The 24,531-nt window shown below is 40.2% G+C and carries 22 protein-coding genes and 1 pseudogene; all 23 read right to left on the minus strand.

The features are described 5' to 3' along the window. Window positions 1-8 precede the first annotated feature (8 nt). On the minus strand, window positions 9-530 hold the full coding sequence (locus tag EQJ87_RS02970) for a DUF805 domain-containing protein (protein WP_130123263.1): 522 nt from the start codon (window positions 528-530) through the stop codon (window positions 9-11). A gap of 175 nt (window positions 531-705) precedes the next feature. After that, complete coding sequence (recN, locus tag EQJ87_RS02975) at window positions 706-2,373, minus strand: DNA repair protein RecN (RefSeq protein ID WP_130123264.1); 1,668 nt, start codon at window positions 2,371-2,373, stop codon at window positions 706-708. Window positions 2,374-2,466: 93 nt separating this feature from the next. Further along, window positions 2,467-2,913, minus strand: coding sequence for an arginine repressor (locus tag EQJ87_RS02980; protein ID WP_130123265.1), 447 nt, complete (start codon window positions 2,911-2,913; stop codon window positions 2,467-2,469). Next, window positions 2,910-3,716 (minus strand): TlyA family RNA methyltransferase, encoded by an 807-nt coding sequence (locus EQJ87_RS02985; protein ID WP_130123266.1) that lies wholly within the window; start codon window positions 3,714-3,716, stop codon window positions 2,910-2,912. The genes EQJ87_RS02980 and EQJ87_RS02985 overlap by 4 nt, the downstream gene beginning before the upstream one ends. Before the next feature lie 107 nt (window positions 3,717-3,823). Next, window positions 3,824-4,336, minus strand: coding sequence for a GNAT family N-acetyltransferase (locus EQJ87_RS02990; protein ID WP_223804490.1), 513 nt, complete (start codon window positions 4,334-4,336; stop codon window positions 3,824-3,826). Further along, the gene (locus tag EQJ87_RS02995) at window positions 4,329-5,192 is read right to left on the minus strand and encodes a polyprenyl synthetase family protein (protein ID WP_130123267.1); all 864 of its coding nucleotides are present in this window, start codon (window positions 5,190-5,192) and stop codon (window positions 4,329-4,331) included. Before EQJ87_RS02995 ends, EQJ87_RS02990 begins: the two co-directional genes overlap by 8 nt. Window positions 5,193-5,336: 144 nt before the next feature. Further along, window positions 5,337-6,431: a glycerate kinase family protein gene (locus EQJ87_RS03000; RefSeq protein ID WP_130123268.1), complete on the minus strand. Its 1,095-nt coding sequence runs from the start codon at window positions 6,429-6,431 to the stop codon at window positions 5,337-5,339. A gap of 162 nt (window positions 6,432-6,593) precedes the next feature. Next, window positions 6,594-6,830, minus strand: coding sequence for an exodeoxyribonuclease VII small subunit (locus tag EQJ87_RS03005; RefSeq protein WP_130123269.1), 237 nt, complete (start codon window positions 6,828-6,830; stop codon window positions 6,594-6,596). A gap of 1 nt (window position 6,831) precedes the next feature. Beyond that, complete coding sequence (xseA, locus tag EQJ87_RS03010; protein ID WP_130123270.1) at window positions 6,832-8,085, minus strand: exodeoxyribonuclease VII large subunit; 1,254 nt, start codon at window positions 8,083-8,085, stop codon at window positions 6,832-6,834. A gap of 98 nt (window positions 8,086-8,183) precedes the next feature. Next, on the minus strand, window positions 8,184-9,038 hold the full coding sequence (locus EQJ87_RS03015) for a bifunctional methylenetetrahydrofolate dehydrogenase/methenyltetrahydrofolate cyclohydrolase (protein WP_130123271.1): 855 nt from the start codon (window positions 9,036-9,038) through the stop codon (window positions 8,184-8,186). A 78-nt stretch (window positions 9,039-9,116) separates the two neighbouring features. After that, window positions 9,117-10,619: an ABC transporter permease/substrate-binding protein gene (locus EQJ87_RS03020; RefSeq protein WP_130123272.1), complete on the minus strand. Its 1,503-nt coding sequence runs from the start codon at window positions 10,617-10,619 to the stop codon at window positions 9,117-9,119. Beyond that, the gene (locus EQJ87_RS03025; RefSeq protein WP_130123273.1) at window positions 10,616-11,533 is read right to left on the minus strand and encodes an ABC transporter ATP-binding protein; all 918 of its coding nucleotides are present in this window, start codon (window positions 11,531-11,533) and stop codon (window positions 10,616-10,618) included. Before EQJ87_RS03025 ends, EQJ87_RS03020 begins: the two co-directional genes overlap by 4 nt. A gap of 320 nt (window positions 11,534-11,853) precedes the next feature. After that, on the minus strand, window positions 11,854-12,282 hold the full coding sequence (locus tag EQJ87_RS03030; RefSeq protein WP_130123274.1) for a Spx/MgsR family RNA polymerase-binding regulatory protein: 429 nt from the start codon (window positions 12,280-12,282) through the stop codon (window positions 11,854-11,856). 170 nt (window positions 12,283-12,452) lie between these two features. Then, the gene (alr, locus tag EQJ87_RS03035; RefSeq protein WP_130123275.1) at window positions 12,453-13,556 is read right to left on the minus strand and encodes an alanine racemase; all 1,104 of its coding nucleotides are present in this window, start codon (window positions 13,554-13,556) and stop codon (window positions 12,453-12,455) included. Between the two features lie 63 nt (window positions 13,557-13,619). Continuing rightward, window positions 13,620-13,979, minus strand: a complete 360-nt coding sequence (acpS, locus tag EQJ87_RS03040) for a holo-ACP synthase (protein ID WP_130123276.1) — start codon at window positions 13,977-13,979, stop codon at window positions 13,620-13,622. Continuing rightward, window positions 13,979-15,397, minus strand: coding sequence for a dipeptidase PepV (gene pepV / locus EQJ87_RS03045; RefSeq protein ID WP_130123277.1), 1,419 nt, complete (start codon window positions 15,395-15,397; stop codon window positions 13,979-13,981). Before pepV ends, acpS begins: the two co-directional genes overlap by 1 nt. Before the next feature lie 147 nt (window positions 15,398-15,544). After that, on the minus strand, window positions 15,545-16,546 hold the full coding sequence (locus EQJ87_RS03050) for a hypothetical protein (protein WP_130123278.1): 1,002 nt from the start codon (window positions 16,544-16,546) through the stop codon (window positions 15,545-15,547). A 10-nt stretch (window positions 16,547-16,556) separates the two neighbouring features. After that, window positions 16,557-18,248: an Hsp70 family protein gene (locus EQJ87_RS03055; RefSeq protein ID WP_130123279.1), complete on the minus strand. Its 1,692-nt coding sequence runs from the start codon at window positions 18,246-18,248 to the stop codon at window positions 16,557-16,559. Between the two features lie 64 nt (window positions 18,249-18,312). Beyond that, the gene (mutY, locus tag EQJ87_RS03060) at window positions 18,313-19,413 is read right to left on the minus strand and encodes an A/G-specific adenine glycosylase (RefSeq protein ID WP_130124572.1); all 1,101 of its coding nucleotides are present in this window, start codon (window positions 19,411-19,413) and stop codon (window positions 18,313-18,315) included. A gap of 103 nt (window positions 19,414-19,516) precedes the next feature. Beyond that, window positions 19,517-21,454: pseudogene (uvrC, locus tag EQJ87_RS03065) on the minus strand (excinuclease ABC subunit UvrC); the annotation flags it as partial. A 101-nt stretch (window positions 21,455-21,555) separates the two neighbouring features. Next, window positions 21,556-22,269, minus strand: coding sequence for a nicotinamide riboside transporter PnuC (gene pnuC, locus EQJ87_RS03070; protein WP_130123281.1), 714 nt, complete (start codon window positions 22,267-22,269; stop codon window positions 21,556-21,558). 11 nt (window positions 22,270-22,280) lie between these two features. Beyond that, a complete protein-coding gene (locus EQJ87_RS03075; protein ID WP_130123282.1) occupies window positions 22,281-22,997 on the minus strand; it encodes a nucleoside phosphorylase in 717 nt (238 codons plus the stop codon). 169 nt (window positions 22,998-23,166) lie between these two features. Next, window positions 23,167-24,393: a 30S ribosomal protein S1 gene (gene rpsA, locus EQJ87_RS03080; protein ID WP_130123283.1), complete on the minus strand. Its 1,227-nt coding sequence runs from the start codon at window positions 24,391-24,393 to the stop codon at window positions 23,167-23,169. Window positions 24,394-24,531: the final 138 nt, after the last annotated feature.

Genomic DNA, 24,531 nt, shown 5'->3' on the forward strand with positions numbered 1-24,531 from the left:
TTCCTCCTTTATTCATATTGGCGAGAATCATCCGCCTCGTCTTCTCCATATTTTGCAGGGAAAAGACAGAGAATGTAAACCACCAAATTGATGAGATTGGCAATAAGCCCCAAACGAGCAAAGTTACCTGTATTCCAAAAAATTGCTACGAGTTCTTGAAAAGCAGCTAATCCAAAAACAAGTGAGAACCACCACGGAAATCCCGCATCACGCAAACGGCGTGCGGTCAGGCTCATATTGGGTATTAAAATAATCGCTCCAGCCAAAAAAGTAACAACAACGACTACAAAAGCACTTCCCGTAGGCTTTGTAGACAAATCGACAATTTTTTGCATCAATTCCGCTTGAGCTGAGCTGCCCGCCTCATTCAAAATTTTTGCCGCTTGTGGAATCAGGGTAAAAAAGTGAATAATGCTAATGAGGGTAAAAATAATGAAATTTACTAAGAAAACCCACCAATAGTCTGAACGACTAGAAAAACTTTTGAAATCTCCTGTTTTTTTCCAATATTTGAAATATGCTTTTATCATTTTTCTCCTTCACTTTGCTCTTTTTGCCATTTAACACTGACGTCAGTATTTTTTCTATAACTTATGATTTCGTCAGCATTTTCTCTGTGACTTTTTTACTGACGAAAAGTTGTGACTGATTTTTTTTGATACAAAATTTACGTCAGCATTTTCTCTGGCTTTTTTCAACCATTTTCTATTTCGTCAACAGGCGTTTTGCCTGAGCCAGTGCTTCTTGGGTCAAATCTTCTCCAGCAAGCATTTTCGCCACTTCTTTGATTCGTTCGTCGCGTGCTAACTTACGCACTGTCGAGGTCGTGATGTCATTGTCAGAACTTTTTTCGATATAAAATTGAGTGTCTGCAATAGCAACGACTTGTGGGAGATGCGAAATCGCAAGCACTTGTCCACTTCTAGCGATTTTGTAGATTTTATTGGCAATCGCTTGGGCCACACGTCCTGAAACACCTGTATCAACTTCATCAAAAACAATTGAGGTTTTGTTTTCCCGACGAGAAAAACTAGATTTAATCGCTAACATCAACCGAGACAACTCTCCCCCTGAGGCTGTCTTAGCCAATGCTTTGAAACCTTCTCCGGGATTTGTTTGAATGAAAAATTCAACGTGTTCATTGCCTTGAGCTGAAAATTTTGCCGCTTCAAACTGAACTTTAAAATCTGCTTTTTCCATATAAAGTTCAGAAAGCTCGTGTTTGATGTCTTCTTCTAGCGCTTCGGCAATTGCGTGGCGCCCTTGATTAAGCTTTTTGCTTGCTTCAATCAGCTCGACTTGCGCCAATTTGACTGTTTTCTCCAAGTTCTCTGAATCATTATCTGAACCAGTTAATTCGGAGAGTTCAAGTTGAACCTTTTCCAGATAGGTCAAGACATCAGCTAAAGTTGGCCCGTACTTTTTGCACAGAGTGTTCAAGGTCATGATTCGATCTTCAATTTGCAAAAGTTCTGCAGGATTAAATTCTAAATCACTCATTATTCGCTGCATTTGGTTGGCAACATCTTCCAAAACATAATAGCTTTCCGCCGTTTTATCAGCAAGCTCTTGATATTCTGGATCAAAATCACTGATTGCGTCCAACTCACTCATACTTGTGCGAATGTTGTTAAGGCTAGAATAATCGCTATCATCATCGTCAAGTGCCAAGAAGGCAGTCTGCAGACTTTCAGCAATATTTTTGATATTATTGAGTTTTTCACGGCGTTTTGGTAATTTTTCGTCTTCTTCAAAATTAATCGCTGCGGCTTCGATTTCCTCAGCTTGAAATTGAAGAATTTCGATTCTTTGAGCAAATTCTTGCGCATTTTTTTGGCGTAAAGTCAATTGTTGACGCAGGTTTTTAAAGGTTTCAAATTTTAGGCGATAATTTTCTTTAATTTTGTTAAAATCATCATCGCCAAACTCATCTAGCAAACGCAAATGGCTCTTTGGATTCATCAATTCTTGACTATCATGTTGTCCGTGAATATCAACTAAAAATTCGCCAACTTGCCGCAAAATACTTAGATTGACCATTTGCCCATTGATTCGGCAAACCGAGCGCCCATTCGCAAAAATCTCCCGCCGTAAAATAATTTCTGATTCTAAGTCTTCAAAGCCCAATTCTAACAAAATAGCGTTGAGCTCTGCCGTTTTTTCAAAAAAGAATAGACCTTCAATCTCCGCCTTAGCTGCACCATGCCGAACAAAATCACTAGAAGCTCGTCCGCCCAAAAGCAGACTCATGGCATCAATAATAATTGATTTTCCTGCTCCGGTTTCCCCCGTCAGAATGGTCATTCCACTTTCAAATGAAAGATTAATTTCTTCAATAATTGCAAAATTTTTGATTGAAATTTCCTGTAACATCAAAATTTCCTTTCCAAAAAATAAAAATGACAGATAAAACTGTCAGTAGACTGACAGCTTGCTCTGCGTTTTTACTGACAGACTTCGCTATTTTTAAAATTCCATCAGCAACTGATAAAGATTTTCAGCTTGATCTCTTTCTTCAAAAATAACCAGCGCACTGTCATCATCAATGACTAAAGAGAAAATATCATCACCATATTCCTCTAAGAGATAGTTTTTTACCAGGCTCGTTGTCCCAGGATTAGCTCGAATCCAGAGCATATTATCTTTGATTTTTGTGCCTGTAATGGCATCAAAAGCGAGCGCTTTATGGAGATTTGACTGTACTGCTTTTCTATCTTTGGGCAAATCATAGCGATAACCACCCGTTTCTGCGGGTACTTTAATCAAGGCAAGTGTTTTGATATCACGCGAAATTGTTGCTTGCGTCACATCCACGCCTTGTTCGAGCAAATGGCTAACGAGTTCTTCTTGAGTTTTGATTTCATTTTCTTTGATGAATCGGGCAATGTAATCGAGGCGTTCTTCTCTTTTCATAATTTTTCACTTTCTTCTTGTAAAACAGCTTCAACACTGAGATTATGAGCAATTGTCCCATTTCCGTCTTTGACCAGTTGGACGAGAAATTCAACATTACCTGCACCACCTTTGATTGGCGAGAACGTGAGGTTTTGAATTGAAAAGCCAATTTTCCGGGCTGTTGCTATGACTTTTTCAATGGTCATCTTGTGGACTTTAGGATCCTTGATGATTCCATTTTTGCCGACTTGTTCACGACCAGCCTCAAATTGAGGTTTTATCAAGGCAACAACTACGCCATTTTCAGCTAAGATGTCGTAAAGCGGAGGCAAAATTAAATCTAAAGAAATAAAACTGACGTCAATACTGGTAAATTCTGGTTGACCACTAGCAAAATCGCTCAACTGTGCGTTGCGGAAATTGAATTGTTCCATTACAACAACCCGCTCATCTGAACGAATTTTCCAAGCTAATTGATTTGTTCCTACATCAAGTGCATAGACCAATTTTGCTCCAGATTGAAGCATAACATCTGTAAAGCCACCCGTTGAACTTCCAATATCTAGGCAAGTTTTGTCTTGAATTGCTATGCCAAAAGTACTCAAAGCTTTTTCTAATTTTAGACCGCCGCGACTGACGTATTTTAATTTTTCGCCTTTGAGTCGCAACTCTGTATCTTCTTCAATTTTTTGTCCTGGCTTATCAAAACGCTCGCCCGATTTGCTATCCACAACCAAGCCAGCCATAACTCCCCGTTTCGCTTGCTCTCGTGTTTCAAATAAGCCCTGATTTGTGGCAAGTACATCAATTCTTTCTTTCATCTATTGTAGAACTTTTCCTTTCATTACCAAAGTCTTTTGATTACTAAGGGCAGTTCCTGCTCTGTTATACGTAAAAACTTTGCTTTTGTCACTCCATTATATTTATTTTACTTTAAATTTAAGCGCAATATTTCAATTTCCTGCACCTTTTCCCCAAATGTTTGTTGGGTATGCCCGATTTTTTCATAGCCTAAGCTTTTCCAAAAGTTTAGCGCTGCTAGATTGACCTGAAGTACACCGATTCTCAAGCTTTTTCCTGATCCAGCTAGAACTTTTTTAACGAGTGCTGCATGGATGATTTTTCCTAACCCCTTCCCACGAGCTTCGGGGATAAGCTCCAAAAGACCAAGCATCCACTCGCTTTTTTGAGGAAAATCTCGCACCAAGTCAACAACTCCAACAAGCTCCCCTTGTGGATTAAAAACTCCAAGAACTTCCTTATCCTCTTGACTTTTTCCTGATGGTAGGTCGGTCAGCACAGCAAGGCTTTCCTTTTTGGGATCAGAAATTCCACTTTCTAGTTGGGCATAGTCGCTGGCTTTTGCGAACATCTGAGCCAGTGCTTCTTTGTTTTGCAGATTTAATTTGCCTAGCACAAATCCATCAGCTAATTTATGCATGGTTAAGCTCCAAGCGCTTAATAATTTTTAATATTTGGCTATCATCAGGGATTGACATTTCTGTCAGTGATTTTTCTACCTCTGACAACTTTTGCGTCAGCATTTTCTCTGCTCCAGCAAGTCCTAAGTGAGCCACGTAGGTGGATTTTTCTTCTAAAACATCTTTGCCAGGCGTTTTTCCAAGCTCTGAAAAACTAGCCGTGACATCCAAAATATCATCACGAATCTGAAAAGCTAGTCCTAATTCTTGACCAATTTGCCGAAGTTTTTCCAGCTCTTGCGCTGTTTTTTCAGCAATAATCCCGGCTGCAACAAACGGAAAAGTCAGTAAACGTCCCGTTTTCAAGCGATGAATTTGTTCGATTTCTTCCAAACTCAATGTTTTCCCTTCACCAGCCATATCCAAAATTTGCCCAGCAACCATGCCGTAAGCTCCCGATGCAAAAGCTAATTCACGGGTCAAGTCAACAATCATCTTTGCCGGCAAATCACAGGTTGAAATCACATAAAAAGGATCGAAAAATAAAGTATCTCCAGCTAAAATGGCTGTTGCCTCATCAAATTTTTTATGATTGGTCAGCTTCCCTCGCCGGTAATCGTCGTTGTCCATTGCCGGCAAATCGTCGTGAATCAGTGATCCCGTATGAATCATTTCCACACTCGCCGCGATTTGAAAATGCGCAGGCATAAGCTCTAAGCCAAAAGCTTCCAGCAATTCCAATAAGAGCAAAGGACGAATCCGTTTCCCGCCAGCCAACAAGGAATAGTGGGCAGATTGAGCCAAACCCCTCGGAAACGTAGCGCTTTCATAGAATGTCGTCAAAAATTCATCTAACTTTTTTATTTTCATGTCCATTATCTCTTATTATAGCAAAATTCAGCCAGATTTTCGATAGCGGAATATAAGTCACTGCCTCCTCTTATTGACGCTGATTTCTTGCTGACCAAACTGGTGATATCAAAGTAAAAATCACAGTTTTATCTGTGATTACATATAACTTTATTTATTTTGAGCCAGATTTTCTCTAGTAGCTCTCCCTTGCTCACCATAATAGCGCGTTTTAATGACATTTTTGGTCAAAAATTCGAGATTTTCTAATGTACGCTCTTTTTGCATGGCTTTTTCAAGAGAACCGGGGCCTTTTTGAATCGAATAAGCCGCCAATAATAACTCTTCCATTTCGCCCAAATTATCCCCCAAACTCCCAACAAAAGCGATGGTTGGCACCTGATATTTGGCTGCTAACTTAGCCATTCCAAAAGGTACCTTGCCTTGCGCTGTTTGAAAATCCATTCGTCCTTCGCCTGTGATGACTAAGTCCGCTTTTTTTATCACTTCTTCGATTTCCAAAAGGGCCGCAATTTTTTCAAATCCTGAAACAAGCTGACCAGCAAGCAAAACGATTGCTCCGCCAAGTCCGCCAGCAGCACCAGTTCCTGCAATTTTTTGTAAATCAATATTTTGATTCTTTTTAATTCGCTGAACGACTTGCTGCGCTTTTTGATCCTGTTGTTCCAAAAGCTCTGGTGTGCCTCCTTTTTGCTGTCCAAAAACTTTGGCATAACCATTTTCTCCTGCATAAACCGCTGTGACATCCGCAAGTCCTGTAATTTTCACCCCCGAAAAGTCAGGCAATTGCTCAAAAGAGCCTCCAAGTCCCTCAAGAAGCCCTAGTCCGCCGTCAGACGTCCCTGTACCCCCTAAACTTAGCAAAATTTCATGCGCTCCTCGCGCTTTAGCATCCAAAAAAAGTTGCGCTAAACCAAAAGTAGAAGCCTCCTGAATCGTCTGTTCCGATGGTGTAATTTTATCAATGCCAACTACCTTGGCCGCCTCAATGACTGCCAAATCACCAGCCATCAAATACTCTGCAACAATCGGGCGTCCTAACAAATCCACTGTCGAAACCTTAATTTGAACACCGCCAATTCCAGCTTCTACCGCCGAAATTGTCCCCTCGCCACCATCAGCAATCGCAAAAGTATGCACCTTTGCTTCAGGCAAAACTTGTTCAATGCCACTCTTGACCGCTTGATTCAGCTCATGCGAACTTGCTGAACCCTTGAAAGAATCAATCGCTACTACAAATTCCATAACTTTTTTCCTTTTCGCTTCTAACATTTCTTGTGAAAAAAGGGCTCAACAGCCCCTTTACCTCCTCAGAAAATTTACATCAGCAATTTTTCTCTGACAAAAAAATCCGTCAGCATTTTCTCTAAGAAAATTTTGTGAAAAATAATTACGTCAGCATTTTTTCTAATATTCTTTTTGCTCAGGGGAAAATTCGGTCTCGCTGTCGTCCTTATTTACGATTTTAACCAAGGTTTGTTCCGCTTCGTTAAGCGTTTTTTTCAAACTTTCTGAGAGTTTCATCCCTTTTTGAAATTCCGCAATGGCATCCTCCAAAGCGACATCTCCTGACTCCAATTTGCGAACAATGGCTTCCAATTCTGCCAGATTATCTTCAAATTTTACTTCTTTTTTTGTTGCCATTTTATTTCACCTCTACTTTTATTTTTCCGTCAGCAAGCTCTACATCAAGTCTGTCACCCATTTTCACATCAGCCACCGACTTCACGATTTTCCCTTTTTCGTCCACAAGCACCGAAAAACCACGCGCCTTTATCTTTGAAATATCTAGCAAAAGCAGAGATTGATACAGCCGTTCAACCCTATTTTTACGATTTTCTACAATTTTAGCATAAGCTGGCAGCAATCTTTCTTTCGAGAGTGCATAGCGATGACTCAAATTGCTGACTTTTACTTCGGTCAATTGATTCAGCCGCTCTGTCAAACGGTCAAGCTTCTGCAAATGCCCATCATAGAGGCGCTCTGGCTGTCTAAAAACAACCGCGGTACTCAATTTTTCCAAACGCTCGCGCCGAATTGTAATCAAATGCGACAAGCGATTGAACAAGCGTTTCTCTTGATCAGCCGTCCAACCCAGCAAATCAATTTTAGTATTTGGCGTAGCTAATTCTGCAGCCGCTGTAGGCGTAGCAGCACGGTGATCCGCCGCAAAATCAGCCAAAGTCACATCCGTTTCATGTCCAACCGAAGAAATCACAGGAATTTTCGACTCAAAAATCGCCCGAACAACAACTTCCTCGTTAAAACCCCACAAATCCTCGATGGAGCCACCGCCCCGCCCAATAATCAGGACATCAAAATCACCTCTGCGATTAGCTCGCCTAATATTTTCAGCAATTTCCTCAGCAGCACCACTCCCTTGAACTTTCGTTGGATAAAGGACAATTTCGCTCATGGGAAAGCGACGCTGAGCCGTAGTGATAATATCACGAATAACCGCACCAGAAGGACTCGTCACCACGGCTATTTTCTTTGAAAATTGTGGCAAAGCTTGCTTCCATTTGTTATCAAATAAGCCCTCAGCCATCAATTTTTTCTTCAATTGCTCAAATTTGACCGCCAAAGCTCCGATTCCATCAGGAACTAAACTCTCGATATTGATTGAATATGAACCAGAGGGCGGATAAATACTAATCCGCCCCACCGCAAGAACTTTCATTCCTTCTTCCAAATCAAAATCCAGCTTGCGAAATTGTCCCGCCCACATGGTCGCCTGAATCACCGCTCCCTCATCCTTGAGCGCAAAATATTGATGGTTAGGTCGTCTACGAAAATTCGAGATTTCCCCTGTCAAATAAACCCGCTCCAGATAAGGATCGCGATCAAATTTGGCTTTTAAATATTTTGTTAAAGTTGATACTGATAAATACTCTGTCATCTCTTAAAAATCTCCGTCAAAACACACCTCTAAACAACTCGCCAGCCACCAAACAAACTTACCATTTATTCTTCTCTAAAATTGACCAGAAGTAACCTTTACAAACTTTCGTCTAATTTTCGACTGGCTGCACGCACCGTTTGCTCCATAAGCATTGTGATGGTCATCGGGCCAACACCACCAGGAACAGGCGTGATTAAGCTTGCCACTTCTTTTACTTCTTCAAAATCAACATCGCCATGTAATTTGCCAGCTTCATCCCGATTCATGCCCACGTCAATCACGACCGCGCCTTCTTTGACATCCTCCGCTTTAATCATGCGGTCACGCCCAATCGCTACCACCAAAATATCGGCAGTTTTCGTCAATTCACGCAAATTTTTCGTCCGCGAATGGGCAATCGTTACTGTCGCATCAGCCATCATCAAAAGTTGGGCCATTGGTTTTCCTACGATATTCGAACGACCAATCACCACGGCTTTTTTACCTGCCAAATCAACCTTGTACTCCCGAAACATCTCCATAATCCCCGCCGGTGTTGAAGGAATCATGAGGGGATTTCCTGCCCAAAGTCGACCCATATTCATTGGATGAAAACCATCCACATCTTTTTGAGGATCAATTGCCAATAAAACTTTTTCTTCTGAAATATGTTTAGGCAAAGGCAACTGTACCAAAATTCCATGCCATTTTTCATCTTGGTTGTATTCCTCAATCAAGGCCAGTAATTCTACTTCACTTACTGTTTCTGGCAAGCGTACCACACTCGAATTTAAACCAATTGCTGTGGCTTGTCGTTCTTTATTGCGTACATAGACTTGGCTTGCAGGATTTTCACCAATCAAAATCACGACCAAACCCGGAACAATGCCCGCTGCTTTTAACTCATCAACTTTTGTTTTCAACTCAGCCTGCATTTTCGCAGCGAGCGCTTTTCCATCTATCAATTTCATACTATCCATTATATCATAAGCTGACTTTCTTCTGACTTTTGATTTTTAAAAACCCACCAAAATGGCGGGCGACTACTTTTAAATTAAATCTTGCGCTTTGAGATAATCCTGGGCAACCTGAGCAGGACTTTTTTGCTCCACATTAACCTCATAATTCATCTCAATCATTTGTTGGTCTGTAATTTTTCCTGAAAGTTTACCAAGAATTCGCTTTAATTCTGGGTATTTTTTCAACAGACTTTCTTTCATCAAAGGGGCTGCTTGATAAGGCGGAAAAAGATTTTTATCATCTTTTAGCACTGTCAAGTCATATTGTTTGATTTGGCTATCGGTTGAATAAACTTCCGCAACCTCAACCGCTCCCGTATTCAAAGCCTTATAAATTAAGCTCGTTTGCATGGTTTTCACATTCAAGTCCAAGCCATACAAGCGTTTTAAGCCAAGATTTCCATCGGTTCGATTGGCAAATTCAACGTCAAATCCAGCAGTTAAGTTTGTAACTTTGCTCAAATCAGAGATGCTTGTCAACCCATGTTTTTTAGCAAAGTCAGATTTAACAGCCAACGCATAAGTATTCTGAAATTTCATCGGTGACAAGTAGGCAAATTGATTCAACGCTTTAATGCCTGTCTCAGCTTTCTGCCACACCACTGCTGGATCTGTCGACTCCGTTGGTGTTTTCAAGAAAGTGCTGGTAATCGTCCCCGTATATTCTGGATAAATATCGATTTTTCCTGCTTTTAAAGCATTATAAAGAAAAGTTGTATCACCAAAATTAGATTTGAGATTCACGCGAATGTTGCTATCATGCTCAATCAAATCTTTGTACATATTGATGAGAATGGCTGGCTCTGAGCCCAATTTTCCAGCAATTGTAATTTCAGGATGTTTAGCCGCTTGAGGTTGGTAATACGACCCTCCTAAAACAAGCAATCCAATGAAAAAACTAATAATGATTGTTTTTATCTTCGCCTTCTCCAAAAATTTCAAGAGACCACTAAAGATAACCGCCAATAAAGCTGACGAAATCGCACCAATCAAAATCAAAGAAACATCATTCATATTGATTCCAAGAAGAATAAAATTTCCCAAACCTCCTGCACCAATCAGTGCAGCAAGTGTCGCTGTCCCAATAACCATGACCGTACTCGTACGAATCCCAGCCATGATAAATGGCATCGCTAAAGAAAGTTCAAACTTCATCAAACGTTCGCGACGATTCATCCCAAACGCTGTCGCTGCCTCAATGAGCGATGGCTCAATCTGCTCTAATCCCGTATAAGTATTTTGGATAATAGGAAAAATCGCGTACACAACCAACGCCACAATTGCGGGCAAACTTCCAATCCCGATAAAAGGAATCAAAAGTCCCAAAAGCGCCAAACTTGGAATCGTCTGAAAAATGCCCGTAATTTGTAACACAGGCTCAGCCACTCGTGGATAACGTCGAAGCAAGAGCGCCAGAGGAATCGCAATCAGAATCGCAATAAAAATTGAAATCAACGAAATCTGAATGTGTTCCAAAAGCGCTTGCCAAAATTGACCTTGCTGGTTTTGAAAAGTTTGGATAAGCTGATTCATTTTGCACCTCCAGCCATGTAACGAACGATCGATTCAGCAGAAATCTCAAAACCCTGATAACTCAAATTTTCTTTTTGAGCTAGCCGGTTGATGATTTCTGATATTGACGTATCTTCAGCAACTTCTTGCGTGTTTTCAGTGCTTATCGGTTCCGTTAAAATCAAATTTTCAACAGTGACATTGGCTAAATTTTGGTGATATTCTTTGAAGAAATCTCGAACAAAATCATTAGCTGGCTGCTGATAAATTTCCTCTGGTTTAGCAATCTGCTGAATCAAACCCTCATTCATTACTGCGACTCGATCCGCCAGATAAAGCGCTTCGTCAAGATCGTGGGTCACAAAAATAATCGTCAACTTCATTTTTTTCTGCAAATTTTTGATAAACACCTGAAGCTGTCGTCTGGAAATCGGGTCAAGCGCCGAAAATGGTTCATCCATGAGAACAATTTGCGGATTAGTAGCAATCGCACGCAAAATCCCCACGCGCTGCTGCTCCCCACCTGATAATTCATTGGGCTTGCGGTGCGCGTAATCTTTCGCCTCCAAACCAACCAAATCCAGCAATTCATTAGTTCTTTCTACAATTTTATCTTTCGTCCAGCCCTTCATTTCAGGAATCAAGCCAATATTTTCAGCCACTGTCAGATTGGGAAAAAGTGCAATCTGCTGCAAAACATAACCAATAGAAAGCCGCAGTTTTCGCAGATTTTTCGTCGTCACCTCTTCGTGATCAATCAAAATCTTGCCCTCGCTGTGTGTGATCAACTGGTTAATCATCTTCAAGGTTGTCGTTTTTCCGCTTCCACTTGGCCCAACAAGGACAAAAAATTCTTGGTCAGCAATTGTAAAATTAGCATGATCAAGAATTTTTTTACTGGCAAAAGCTTTCGACACATCTTGGAATTCAATCATGAATTTCCTCATTTCTACTTGTCAAAATGTACTGATCAAACCGTCAGCACCGCTGTTTTTTACTAAAACACTGACAAAAATTTACGTCAGCATTTTCTCTGGTCAAAATTCGCCTTCGTAAGTTACGTCAGCATTTTTTCCTCTGACAAAAAATCCGTCAGTATTTTCTCTGGAGAATATCAGCTATTTTCAACTCCAATCATGAAAATAAAGCTATATTTTTAGAAAACCATTTCTTTCATTTTACATTATCCGCTGTCGATTTCCAAATCATCCGTTTTAAAAGCAAAAAAATCCAGTCATTACTCACTGAATTTTTATTAAACCCGTTCAAATCTTTCTTGATAATCATAAACTTTTGCCCGTTCCATAGCTGTTTCTACCTCTACACGACGCAGGGGCCGAGGTAAGAATTTACGAATTTCATCATCATTGTAGCCGACTTGCAAACGTCGATCATCGAGAATTAAAGGGCGCCGTAGAAGAGTCCGGTTTTCTTCCATCAATTGCACCAACTCATTCAAACTAATTGTCTCAAAGTCAATATTTAAGCGCCTGTAAGCATGACTTCGCCGCGAAATAATATCCGCTGTTCCATCCTCAGTTAGCGCCAAAATTTCCAAGAAATCTTCCCGCTTAATATTAGCCGTCAACAAATCAATTTCAACATAAGGCAGCCGATGCTTTTCCATCCATTCCTTTGCTTTTTTGCATGAGCTGCAAGACGTCACTGTATAAATCTTTATCATCACAATCACCTCATCTGTATCTCATCTGTTTTATTCTTGTCTAATCTATCTCTTACTTATATTCTAACATAATTATGAGATTTGTAAAGTATTTATGAGATAAAAATGAGGTTTTTAATTTTAGAGAAAGCCACAAGAAAAGAGATTGTAAAAATACAATCTCTTTCATTTTACAAATAAACTCGCTCCACTCGATCAGAAATCAGGCACAGCACTTCGTAATTGATGGTTTTGCGCCATTCTGCCACATCCGTAGCCGTAATAAGCTTGCCTTGATTTTCACCAATCAAAGTAACAGTTGTACCTAAAGGATATTCTTGATCCAATTTAATCATCATCTGATCCATTGAAACACGTCCAACAATTTCACAAAATTTCCCATCAACTAAGACATGGAAACCTTGCATCTCTCGCGTCCAACCATCCGCATAACCAATTGAAACTGTACCAATCCAAGTCTCTTGCTCCGCTTCATAAGTTGCCCCGTATCCCAAAGTTGCTCCTTTGGTCACCTTTTTGACATGGGTCAATTCTGATACCAAAGAGAGCGCTGCTTCAATTTCAAAAGGCAAATTCAAAACCTTGCCACTCGGATTTAAACCATACATGGAAACACCCAAGCGTTCAATATCCTGAACTTGTTCAGTATGCCATAAAGCCGCTGCTGTATTGGTTGAATGAACATAGCGAGGTCGCCGTGAAATTTCCTCAATAATTTGGGCAAATTTTTCTTGTTGAGCCTTGAACTTTTGATCATCCGCCTCATCCGCCGTAGCAAAATGAGTAAATATTCCTTCAAATTCAATACCATATTGGTCTGCCAATGCAATCATTTCGTTGGCTTCTTGAGCATCACAAACCCCAATCCGTCCCATTCCCGAATCCACAGCAATATGTATTTTTAACCGACTGAAGTCAATGGATTCTTGTACAACCAACTTCAACCAAGCCAAACTTGGTGCTGTCACAGTCAAGTTGAGATTAGCCGCAATCCCGATTGTCTCTGGTACAATTCCAGATAAAATCAAAATCGGCTGAGTCAAAAGCGCTTGTCGCAATTCAATGGCTTCATCAAGATTAGACACACAAAAACCTGCAACTAAATCTTTGACCGCTCGAGCTACTGGAACTGCACCATGCCCATAAGCGTTAGCCTTAACCACCGCCCAAAGTTCTGGTTTACTCCCAATATGCTGTTTAAATTTTTGAACATTATTCTTTATCGCCTCTAAATCAACCTGAGCTGAAGTATGACGATGTGGAGAAGATTTCATTTTTTAAAGCCTTCCGTATTTTTTGTTTAAAGATAAAGTGAAAGTGACGTTACCGTCACTTCCTTAATTTTTTTCGAGGACTACAAAAGCGACCGCTTCTAAGTTGCTATGTGAAATGGACAAATGAACCTCGCCATCAAAAGGATGTTTTGAGAAATAAGGTTTTCCCAACTGATCATTTTTAACTTCAAGATCATGCATTCCAAGGGCCTTACTGATTCCAGTTCCATACGCTTTGGAAAAAGCTTCTTTTGCCGCCCAACGCCCCGCCAGAAACTCTGTTTTGCGAGCTTCCGACTGGAACTGGTTGAATTTTTCAAGTTCATTTTCAGTCAAAACTTGCTCCACAAAACGCTCCGAGCGGTTTAAAGCTTTTTGGATTCGAGACAACTCCACGTTGTCAACACCTGTTCCAAAAACCATTATTTTGCCAATTCGTAAATTGCTTCAGCGTAAATCACGGCTGCTTTATAAATATTTTCCACAGGCTTCATTTCGTTGGCTTGGTGCATTGAGTCTGGTTCGCCTTCAAACATGGCACCGTAAGCCACGCCACGTTCCAAGAGACGCCCAAATGTTCCGCCACCGATGATTGTTTCGTAACCTTTAAGACCAGTGTGTTTTTCATAAACATCAATCAATGTTGACACGAGTGGATCTGACATTGGTACATAGTGAGGGGTATGAAGATGTTTTGAAAGTTCCACTTCAACAACACCATCAAGTTTAGCCAAGATTTCTTGCATACGCTCAGGACTGTTACCTTGTGGGAAACGGAAGTTGAGGGCAATTTTACCTTCAGAATTCTCATCAAATGACCACACACCTGCGTTCATAGAAGTGTTGCCCATAAGTTCATCAACGTAAGCTGTTCCTAATTTTTCACCTTCGTGGTCTTCAAGAAGTTTTTCAGCACCTACTTTGATGAAAGCAGCTGCACCGTCAGCAAAGTTATATTGGCTGAGGAAAAGTGTCAAGTAAGTCGCACCGTTCACACCTTTTTCTGGCATCGCACCGTGTGCTGATTTACCGTAAAGTGTAATTGTTGCTTTTCCTTCTGCTTCTTCGAGGTCAAAACGAAGATTTTTGCTTGCATGGTTAGCTACGAATTTTTCAAGTGCAGCTTGCAAATCTTTAGCCCCAGAAATCACTGCAGTTGCAGATTCTGGAACCATATTTTCAGCAAGACCAGCTTTGAAACTGTGAAGCACTACTTCACCAGCATTTTTCCCTGCGAAATGGAGGTATTCAGTAATATTTCCTTTTTCCCCATTGATAATTGGGAACTCAGCATCTGGTGAAAAACCAAAGTCAGGCAATGGCAATTCGCAATTTGCAAAGTAGTAATCCATATCTGCCCAACCAGTTTCTTCATTTGTCCCAACGATGAAGCGGATTTTTTTGCTCAAAGGAACGTTGAGTTCTTTCAAGATGTTAAGGGCATAGTAGCAAGCAACCGTTGGGCCTTTATCATCAGACGCCCCACGCGCATAAAGGTTTCCATTACGGATTTCTGGTTCAAAAGGATTTGAATCCCAACCTGAACCTGCAGGGACAACGTCTAAGTGACCAATAATTCCAAGCACTTCAGCGTCTTCTGCTGCACCATTTTCATATTCAAAATGACCAACGTAGTTATCATAATTTTTAGTTTTATAACCATCACGTTCAGCAATTTTCAAGAAAGCATCCAATGCTTTTCGTGGGCCAGGGCCAAAAGGATTTTCAGCATCGGCGTGTTCCATATCCATGGCAGAATTGATCCGCAAGAGGCTAAAAAGATCCTCCATGAGCGCATCTTTGCGCTTGTCAACTTCAGCTACAAAATCAATTGTTGTCATTCAACTTCTCCTTATTTTATCTTTGACAAACCACGTCAAAGTTTTTACTAGCTTTTTTATATCGACTAGTCTCAATCATTATCCTTTCTATTATAACAAAAATCCAGACTTTCCGCCTGAATTTTTTGTTCATTTTTTCTTCGTTTACTATCTTCCAAGAAAAATAGTTATAAAATGCAGAATAACTACAATCAATATCACTAAAAAACTTTTGATAGTTGAAGAACGTTGTTTCTCCCCTCCTTTAGCATAACCGGCAGCAACTAGAATCATAAAAATGACAAAAGCTAAAAGAACGCTGACGGCTAGAAGTCTTCCTAGCCAAAACAGTGACCCAAAGTCTTTAAATGCAAAAAAAGAAAGCTCAAAAAGGAAACTGAAAAACAGAAGGATAATAATCCCAACGATGACATCAGTGTACTTGCGTAAACGGACAAAGACCAATCTAGAAAACCGCCCCAAAGGAAATACTTGCACCGCTAAAATGATGAAGAAAATAGTTAATATTCCAATATTACTTGAAATTCCATCCGCTGGTGGATATAAAAAGAAATGATTAACTTGCCAAAGCATATAGCCACTGAAAAATAAGGAAAGTGCAATAAGGCAACAGAGATTTATTTTTTCACTGAGCGCATACTTTCTATAAGAGCTTTTAAGTTTCTGATTTTTTTTGATGGGCTGACTAAGAGTAGGTAACATTCGCTCGGTCTGATTTGACATTGTCTCGCTGATTGGGAGTTCCCAATCTAGATCTTCTTGGCTTATTTCTTGATTTTTAGGCATCTCTCCTTCTGAGATGATGGACTTGTTAGGCAAGTTCCAGTCTAACTCTTTTCCACTGCTTTCGTGGTTTTTAGGATGCTTTCCTTCTGAAGTGATGGACTTGTTAGGTAAATTCCAGTCTAGGTCTTTTCTACTGGTTTCTTGGTTTTGTGAAACTTTTTCTTTTGGAAAGTTCAGAACTGGTGGTTGATTCTCTGGAGTTTTTTGTGATTTTGCCCAAGCTATGGCTGAATCAAAAGCTCGCTTGAGAGATTGAAAATCCTGAGGTTGACTAGTGGGGTCAATCTTTCGTAGTTTTTGGGCATATGCTTTACGAATTTCCTTAAGATTGTTGGTTGGACTAATTTCTAATATTTCCCACATTTTTCCCTTTCTAAAGCAAAGTTTCTAGCATTTCAAATAGCTCAGCCGCTCGTTCTTGCGCTTGGTGAACTCGTCTTGGATTGCCTGAGTTGAGTTGGCTGACAAAGTACTGTTGTTCTCTCAAAACCATTTGTCTGCGTTCTCCTATAAACTCTTGGTAAAATTGCGCAAAGCGAGCCAGAATGAGCTGATTGTCATCTTGTTCTAGAGGATTTATTTTTAAATGCGCAACTTTCTTTCTGAGTTTTTCTAGTTCGCTGTCACTAAGCTTAATCTGCCGGTTTTGAATGACTAGATTTTTGTGATGTTTTTGCTTGTCATCAGTCACTTCCACTTCTAAAACACCAGATTCGTCATAGGTAAAACGAACTGTGATGGTGTCAGAACGTTCTAAAAGAGCTACTGGATAGTTAATTTCACCCAATTTGAGATTATCTTTGGTATAAGGATTTTCACCTTGATAAATTGAAATTCTGACATTTCTCTGAGCTGGGCTAATTTTGCGCACGCGAAGTTCCCGAGATGCTGGAATGACCGTATTTCGCTCAATAATTGGGGAAAAAATAGAATGACTAGGATCTTCTGGATTATGCACACCAGTACCTAGAGAAAAACCGATAACATCAGTCATAATCAATTCTTGTCGGCTTTTATCATTGAGCATATGAGCGCGGGTAATTGCCCCTAAGGCAATGGCTTCATCGGGATTGAGGTCATTTTGAGCTTTCAAGCCAGTAATTTTTTCAAAAGTTTGATGAATAAGAGGCAGACGACTGGCTCCCCCAACTAAAATCAATTTGTCCAATTCGGAAAAGTGCATATTGCTATCCGTCATGACTCGTTGAGTTGGTCTTTGAAATTTTGCCAAGAGCGGCATAACCAATTCACGAAATTCAACAATCGTTAGTTGGAAATTAATTGTTTGGTCTTGATATCCAAAGGTAAATTCGGCGGACAGGTTAAGAGGATTTGAAAATTTCTTTTTCATTTTTTCCGCTTTATCATAAAGTTCCGAAAGTAAAAATTTGTCTGCAGCGTCCCTTGTCAAATCAGCCTTTTTGAGGGCTGCGTCAATAAGTGCGAAAGTAAAGTCTTCGCCACCTAGCTTGGTATCACCACCAATGGCCTCGACTTGAACGACTTGTTCAAAAAGCGAAATTAAGGATACATCAAAAGTACCCCCGCCCAAATCAACAATCATAAAGCTTTGATCAGCTTCTGTATTCTCTAAACCATAGGCAATTGCAGCCGCAGTCGGCTCTGAAATGAGCTGACGAACTGTCAAACCTGCAAGTTTCGCTGCTGAAATCGTAGCTTCACGTTGAAAAGCATTGAAATAGGCTGGAACTGAAATAACCACTTGATCAATTTTCTCATTTAGAAAATCTTCGGCATCCTTTTTCAAGGCAGACAAGACAAAGGACGAGAGTTCAATTGGCGTGAAAGACTTTTTTCCGCAAAGATAGACCATTTCTGTACCCATAAAACGCTTAAAAGCACTGACGGTTTCTGTAGGATTCGTGATTCTTCTTGCCTTAGCTATTTCGCCAACAATTACATTATTTTGTTCATCAACACTGACAACACTCGGTGTCAATACATGACCAAAGCGATTGGCAATGAGTTTTGATTCCCCTGTTTCTGGATCAAAATAGCCAATCAAGCTGTTTGAAGTTCCCAAATCAATTCCGATTTCTAACATAAGGCAAGTCCTCTCTTTTTTCTGAAACTATTATAACAAAAAAATCAGATGATTATCTGATTTTTTACTTTTGTTTCTCTATAATTTCAAACATTTTAACTTGAGGGCCGGCTAGAGGAATTACTGACAAATCACTCAACCATTTTTTGTCTGCTGATAAGTAATCTTCTGCCACATGAAATTGTTCTTCAGGCTGCGCCTTAATAAGAATAATATGCCATTTTTGATGCGAGAAAATATGTGTGAGATTTCCAACGTATTCAAGTTTTGAAATACTTTCTGGCAGTGGGGGCAATGAAATACTTTTACTAATCGATCCGTCAGTAATTATTTTTTCAAAATCTTGGGCTGACAATTCCGTCAGCGGAAATGTCCACATATTTGCCAATAGTCCTTTGGCTGGACGCTTTTCTAAGTAATATTCGCCAAGTGAATTTTGCAAAGCAAAGGCTGAAAAATACAAGTCTCTTTGCTTCAATTTTTTAGTTTTAACTGGAAAATTCAGCTGTGTCCCCTTGGCTCGACTTTGACAAAAATCAGCTAGTGGACAGGTTTCACAAAGGGCAATCTTAGGTTTACAGACGGTAGAACCTAAGTCCATGAGGGCTTGATTAAAATCCCCCGGTCGCTCATGAGAAATCAACTTTCGTAAAACTTCATCAAAAGCTTTTCGCGATTTTGCCTGTGAGATGTCATCAGTCATTTCAAAAATACGGCTAGTGACGCGCATGAGATTTCCATCAATGGCAGGTTCTGGCTGACCAAAAGCAATGGAAGCGATAGCTGCCGCTGTGTAAGGGCCAATCCCCCTTAATGACTGAATATCTGACAAATTTTCTGGAAAATTCCCTTCAAAAATGCTCACAATTTCCTGCGCTGCCAATTTCAGATTGCGCGCTCGTGAATAATAGCCCAAACCTTCCCACAGCTTTAATAATTCTGCGTCATCCGCATTGGCTAAAGCTATGACGGTGGGATATTTTTCCATAAACCGTTCGTAGTAAGGAATTACTGTTTCAACTTGGGTTTGTTGGGCCATAATCTCAGAAATCCAGATCTTATAAGCTTGCGTGTTTTTTCGCCAGGGTAATGGTTTTTTGTTCTTGTCATACCAGTCCAGCAGCCGTTTTTGAAAAACTTTTATTTCTTTATTTGATAAATCTATAGTCATATCTTATAAAAAGTGTAAACAATCCTATCATTCATTTTTTAAGTTCTGGCACATTATCCTGCAATGATTCCCAGTTTTCATCAGGCTGCTTGGGCTTGCTCAGAGTTAATTTGACGCGCTCTGCAACATCATAAGGTACACCTGCATCAGCAACTTCCTGCACCGTAGCTTCTTCAATCGCCTTCAAATTTTTGAAAGTCGTCAGTAATTTTTGCTTACGTTTTGGCCCTAAGCCACTGATGCCATCCAATTTGCTAGAAAATGTATTTTTTCCTCGCAACTGTCTATGAAAAGTAATGGCAAAGCGGTGGACTTCATCCTGAATACGCGTCAGCAAGAAAAACTCTTGTGAGCGTCGAGACAAAGGTACCACACTCAGGGGATCACCAAAAAGCAATTCGCTAGTTTGGTGCTTATCATTTTTTTGCATCCCAGCCACTGGAATTTGCGACAAGCCCAACTCTCGTAAAACTTGCTTAGCAATATTGACTTGACCTGCGCCACCATCCATGGCAATCAAATCAGGCAGTGGTGTTCCTTCCCGAAGGGCGCGAGAATAACGACGTGTCATGACTTCACGCATTGATGCATAATCATCTGCGCCAACAACTGTTTTAATTTTATATTTTCGATAATCTTTTTTGGAGGGTTTTCCATCAATGAAAACGACCATAGCTGAAACAGGTGACGTCCCCATGATATTCGAATTATCGAAAGACTCAATGCGCACTGGCTTAGGAATACCAAGAGTTTTGCCCAGATTTTCTACAGCTTTGGTGGTTTTGAGAATATCTCGCTCCGCCACATCAAATTTCAACTGTAACTGCGTTTGTGCATTTTTGGTCGCCATATTGACCAGCTGCTTTTTCTCGCCACGACTCGGCTGGATAATCTGCGTTTTAGCAAGCAAACTTGATAAGCGTTTTTCTGACGATAATTCCTTGTCTAATTTGACAATGGATTGCTCAATATCAGTTTGGTCAGTAAATTTGACTTTTTTGTCAGTAAAAACTCTAGCATCTACTGTTCGTGCTTGTGCTTTCGTCAGCAAATTCTCTGCTTGGCTGGCGGCTACAACTGCCTCAACAGAAGCTTTATCCACGTCTTGCGGAATAAAAATTTCACGCGGCATCATATGATTATTATCCTGATAAAATTGACCTATATAAGTCAAAAAATCGTCCTCAGCATCATTATAGTAAGGAAACAAATTGACATCCCGCTGAATCAGCTTTCCTTGACGCACGAAAAAGACTTGGACACACATCCATCCTTTGTCAACATAATATCCGAAAACATCACGGTCTTTGAGATCTTGATTCATGACCCGCTGCTTGGTGCGCAGGGTACCAATAGCTTGAATGACATCGCGATATTCGGCCGCCTGCTCAAATTCCATTTTGCCAGAAGCCGTCAGCATTTTTTCTTCAAGTCCTTTAATAATTTTCTTATCAGAACCCGTCAAAAATTCCTTGACTTCAGCTGTCATATCCTTGAAAACCTGCGGATCCACATGATTGACCACAGGACAAAGGCATTGATGAATGTGGAAATAAAAACAGACTTTTTTCTCATTCAAGCCACATTTTCTAAAAGGAAAAATGCGGTCTAGCAGACGTTTGACTTCATTTGCTGCCCGAACATCAGGATAAGGGCCAAAATAAGTAGCGCCGTCCTTTTGCACTTTGCGCACGACCAGCAAGCGCGGATATTTTTCATTGGTGATTTTCAAGAACGGATAATATTTGTCATCCTTGAGCATGATGTTGTATTTAGGCTTGTAGCGCTGGATGAGATTGATTTCTAGCACTAGCGATTCGATGTTGGAATCCACCACAATCCATTCCAAATCCTCGATTTCCGACACCAAAAGTTCTGTTTTAGTATTGTGCGAGCCGTGAAAATAGGAGCGCACGCGATTTTTCAGATTTTTCGCCTTACCCACGTAAATGACCGTGCCATTTTTATCTTTATGTAAATAACAGCCGGGGCTGTCTGGCAACAGCTCCAGCTTTGCTTTGATGGTTTGATTCATGCTCTTATTTTAACACAAAAGCGGTCTGACAACCTAAAAATGATGACTAACTTTATTAGAAAAAAACTCTGTCGACGTATCCGTAGACAGAGTTTTATCTTCTATTTCGCTCCACCTTCATTGTCGGCTTCCCCACTTGCCCAAACACGATTGGCATAAATTGCATTAAACAAGAGAGCCCCTTGCAAAGCGACTTGCGAGAGATACATTCCCAGCTGACCTTGAGTGTTGAATCCCATCACAAACTGTACGGTCAAAACCGTCCAATAAATCACTGCTGCTGTATTGACAACAATCCAAAGCGACCAATTTTCTTTGTATTTTAAGATATAAAGTACTTGAGCAATCAAAGGAATAATGAGATTTAAAGCGTCAAAATAAGGTAGCTGTCCTTGCAATGCTGCATCAATTGCCCAGACAATCAGCCAAGCAACAAAAGCTCCAACAAAAATTAAACGACGGGTTTTAGGCTGAAATTCATGAATAGCATCATCTTGTCCCCAGAAAAACCAGCCCACAGGTTGCGATAAGACATAGAAAATTCCCATAACAAAACTCATCCAAGAATGTGTCTGATAAGCAATCAAGGTCATTGCAATCGTCTGAACAAGTCCAAAGGCAAAATTAATTTTACGTCCTTTCATCCCATAAATCAAACAAAGCACTCCAAAAAGACCCGAAACCATCCCAATCAAAGAATCTGGAGCAATGATATAAACCACTACTTGAAGTAACAATAAAATCAGAATATAAGTGACTTCGAATCTTTTCCAATTTGCAAAAAGTTGCTTAAAAAGCCATGAATCTTTTGTCATTTGTTCTCCTTTCATTTACTCAAAATTTCTAAAGCAATTTCAATGGTGCGCTCTTCGCCAAGTGCAACTTTTTCAGCGCCTGCAACCAAATCATTTACTCCGGCTTGTAAATCTTCTCCATAGAGGACTACATTGTTTAAAATAGATAAAGTTTCAATCCCTCGCAAACGACCAACTGTCATCAAAGCTCCTGACTCCATATCTTCACCCACGAGTCCAAAATTAGACCAAAATGCTTGTGTTTTTTCGTTTCCGTCCATATAAAAACCATCGTGCGAACGAATTATTCCGTAGACTGCTTCTGGTGCAATTTCCTTTGCTTTCACAAGCAAATCAGAAGAGGGAACAGCAGGATATTGCTCTGGGACATACATTTTGGACAGTCCATCATCACGAACTGCACCCTCACCAATAATGGCACGACCTAGCTCAACATTTGATTGCAAAGCCCCTGCTGAACCCACACGAATAATCCGTTTTATCCCAATATTATGTAATTCTTCCACAGCAATTGCCGCAGAAGGTGCTCCAATCCCAGTAGAGAGGGCAAGGATAGCTTTCCCTTTATAGGAGCCTCGAATTGAACGAAATTCACGATTATATTTTAGCTCAACTGGGCTTGTTAACTGTTTTGCGACTTGGTCAATCCGCGCAGGATCTCCCACGATAATTGCATCTTCTGCTGCATCACTTCTGGTTAATTGAATATGGGCTTGTAATTCTTGCATTTTGTCAGGCTCCTTTATCTTTATAACTTACATTATAAAACTTTTATTTTGTAAATGTTTACAAAATCTTATTTTATTCTTTACGTTTTAAATAAAAAAAGCAATACAGTATTCCAAAGACAAAAAAAGACCCAAACTGGGTCTTTTCGAGGATATTTTTGAATTTTTCTTACAAATCGTTAATATCGAAGTCTTCGCCGAGGAAGTCAGCAAGTGAGAAGCCTTCTTGTGTTTCTGGCAAATCGTATGAAGGTTTAGCAACTTTACGTGGTGCGCGAGGTTTGCGGTCACGTTTTTCGCCATCGTTGTCGTTGTTACGAGCTGGACGAGCAGGAGCTTCTTCAAGCGCTTTGATAGAAAGTGAGATACGTTCTTCTTCTGGTTTCACGTCGAGAACTTTTACGTTCACAACTTGACCAACTTTAAGGACGTCTTTTGGATTTTCAACACGTTCCCAAGAGATTTGTGAAACGTGAACAAGTCCTTCAACACCTGGGTAAAGTTCAACAAAGGCACCGAAGTCTGTCAAACGTTTAACAGTTCCTTCAACAGTTGAGCCAACTGGAGCTTTTTCTTCAACTTGTTCCCAAGGACCAGCTTGAGTTGCTTTAAGTGAAAGTGAAAGACGTCCAGCTTCTGGATCAAGTTTCAAGATTTTAACGTTAACAACATCGCCAGGTTTAACGGCGTCTGATGGACGTTTGATGCGGTTATGTGAAAGTTCAGAAACGTGAACCAATCCGTCGATACCACCAAGGTCAACGAATGCACCGAAGTTAGTTACGCGTGAAACTGTACCTTCAACGATATCGCCTTCTTGAAGTTGAGCAAATGCTTCTTTGCGCATTTCGATTGCTTCAGCTTCAACAACAGCACGACGGCTAAGGATGAAGCGGTTTTCTGAAGCGTTAACTTCGATGATTTTAGCTTCGATTTCTTCGCCGACAAATTTCTTAGTATCTTTTACGAAGTAGGTATCGATCATAGATGCAGGGATAAATCCACGTACACCGTTATAATCTACTGAAAGTCCGCCTTTAACGTCTTTAGTAACTTTAACTGTTACGATTTCGCCTTCTTTGCCTTCCAATTGAGTCCAAGCTTTGCGAGCTTCAAGACGTTTCAATGAAAGAAGGTATACGTTTGCGCCTTCTGCTTCTTTACCAACGATTTGTTTAATTACGAGTAAGTCAAGAACATCACCAGCTTTAACGAATGTATTGATATCAGCATCTTTATCGTTTGTGATTTCGCGAAGCGTAAGGACACCTTCGACACCAGTTCCTACGATGGCAACAGTTGCTTGCCCGTTTTCGACTGAAAGGATTTCGCCTTTAACGACGTCGCGTACTTTAACGTCTTCAACGCTGTTTAATAGTGTTTCAAATTCGTTCATTTGTAAAAAAAATTCCTCCAACAATTTGGCTGATACACAGCCTTACAAAGTATTATACCATAAAAAATCGCTTTGGGAAAGGATTATTCTTTTTTAAATGGTAAAAAATTTTTTCAGGTTTTAAAATGTTACAAAAAT

Origin of the sequence: Lactococcus sp. S-13 (assembly GCF_004210295.1) — a bacterium.
Lineage (GTDB): Bacteria > Bacillota > Bacilli > Lactobacillales > Streptococcaceae > Lactococcus.

Coding starts and splice junctions, on each gene's coding strand:
- EQJ87_RS02985 (WP_130123266.1), bottom strand. CDS start 3,716: ATGAAAGAAAGAATTGATGTACTTGCCACAAATCAGGGCTTATTTGAA.
- EQJ87_RS03030 (WP_130123274.1), bottom strand. CDS start 12,282: ATGATAAAGATTTATACAGTGACGTCTTGCAGCTCATGCAAAAAAGCA.
- alr (WP_130123275.1), bottom strand. CDS start 13,556: ATGAAATCTTCTCCACATCGTCATACTTCAGCTCAGGTTGATTTAGAG.
- EQJ87_RS03015 (WP_130123271.1), bottom strand. CDS start 9,038: ATGAAATTGATAGATGGAAAAGCGCTCGCTGCGAAAATGCAGGCTGAG.
- rpsA (WP_130123283.1), bottom strand. CDS start 24,393: ATGAACGAATTTGAAACACTATTAAACAGCGTTGAAGACGTTAAAGTA.
- EQJ87_RS03055 (WP_130123279.1), bottom strand. CDS start 18,248: ATGTTAGAAATCGGAATTGATTTGGGAACTTCAAACAGCTTGATTGGC.
- xseA (WP_130123270.1), bottom strand. CDS start 8,085: ATGACAGAGTATTTATCAGTATCAACTTTAACAAAATATTTAAAAGCC.
- recN (WP_130123264.1), bottom strand. CDS start 2,373: ATGTTACAGGAAATTTCAATCAAAAATTTTGCAATTATTGAAGAAATT.
- EQJ87_RS02990 (WP_223804490.1), bottom strand. CDS start 4,336: ATGCATAAATTAGCTGATGGATTTGTGCTAGGCAAATTAAATCTGCAA.
- EQJ87_RS03005 (WP_130123269.1), bottom strand. CDS start 6,830: ATGGCAACAAAAAAAGAAGTAAAATTTGAAGATAATCTGGCAGAATTG.
- EQJ87_RS03000 (WP_130123268.1), bottom strand. CDS start 6,431: ATGGAATTTGTAGTAGCGATTGATTCTTTCAAGGGTTCAGCAAGTTCG.
- EQJ87_RS03075 (WP_130123282.1), bottom strand. CDS start 22,997: ATGCAAGAATTACAAGCCCATATTCAATTAACCAGAAGTGATGCAGCA.
- EQJ87_RS03025 (WP_130123273.1), bottom strand. CDS start 11,533: ATGATTGAATTCCAAGATGTGTCGAAAGCTTTTGCCAGTAAAAAAATT.
- EQJ87_RS02980 (WP_130123265.1), bottom strand. CDS start 2,913: ATGAAAAGAGAAGAACGCCTCGATTACATTGCCCGATTCATCAAAGAA.
- acpS (WP_130123276.1), bottom strand. CDS start 13,979: ATGGTTTTTGGAACAGGTGTTGACAACGTGGAGTTGTCTCGAATCCAA.
- EQJ87_RS03020 (WP_130123272.1), bottom strand. CDS start 10,619: ATGAATCAGCTTATCCAAACTTTTCAAAACCAGCAAGGTCAATTTTGG.
- EQJ87_RS02995 (WP_130123267.1), bottom strand. CDS start 5,192: ATGGACATGAAAATAAAAAAGTTAGATGAATTTTTGACGACATTCTAT.
- pepV (WP_130123277.1), bottom strand. CDS start 15,397: ATGACAACAATTGATTTTGTAGCTGAAGTTGACAAGCGCAAAGATGCG.
- pnuC (WP_130123281.1), bottom strand. CDS start 22,269: ATGACAAAAGATTCATGGCTTTTTAAGCAACTTTTTGCAAATTGGAAA.
- EQJ87_RS02970 (WP_130123263.1), bottom strand. CDS start 530: ATGATAAAAGCATATTTCAAATATTGGAAAAAAACAGGAGATTTCAAA.
- EQJ87_RS03050 (WP_130123278.1), bottom strand. CDS start 16,546: ATGTGGGAAATATTAGAAATTAGTCCAACCAACAATCTTAAGGAAATT.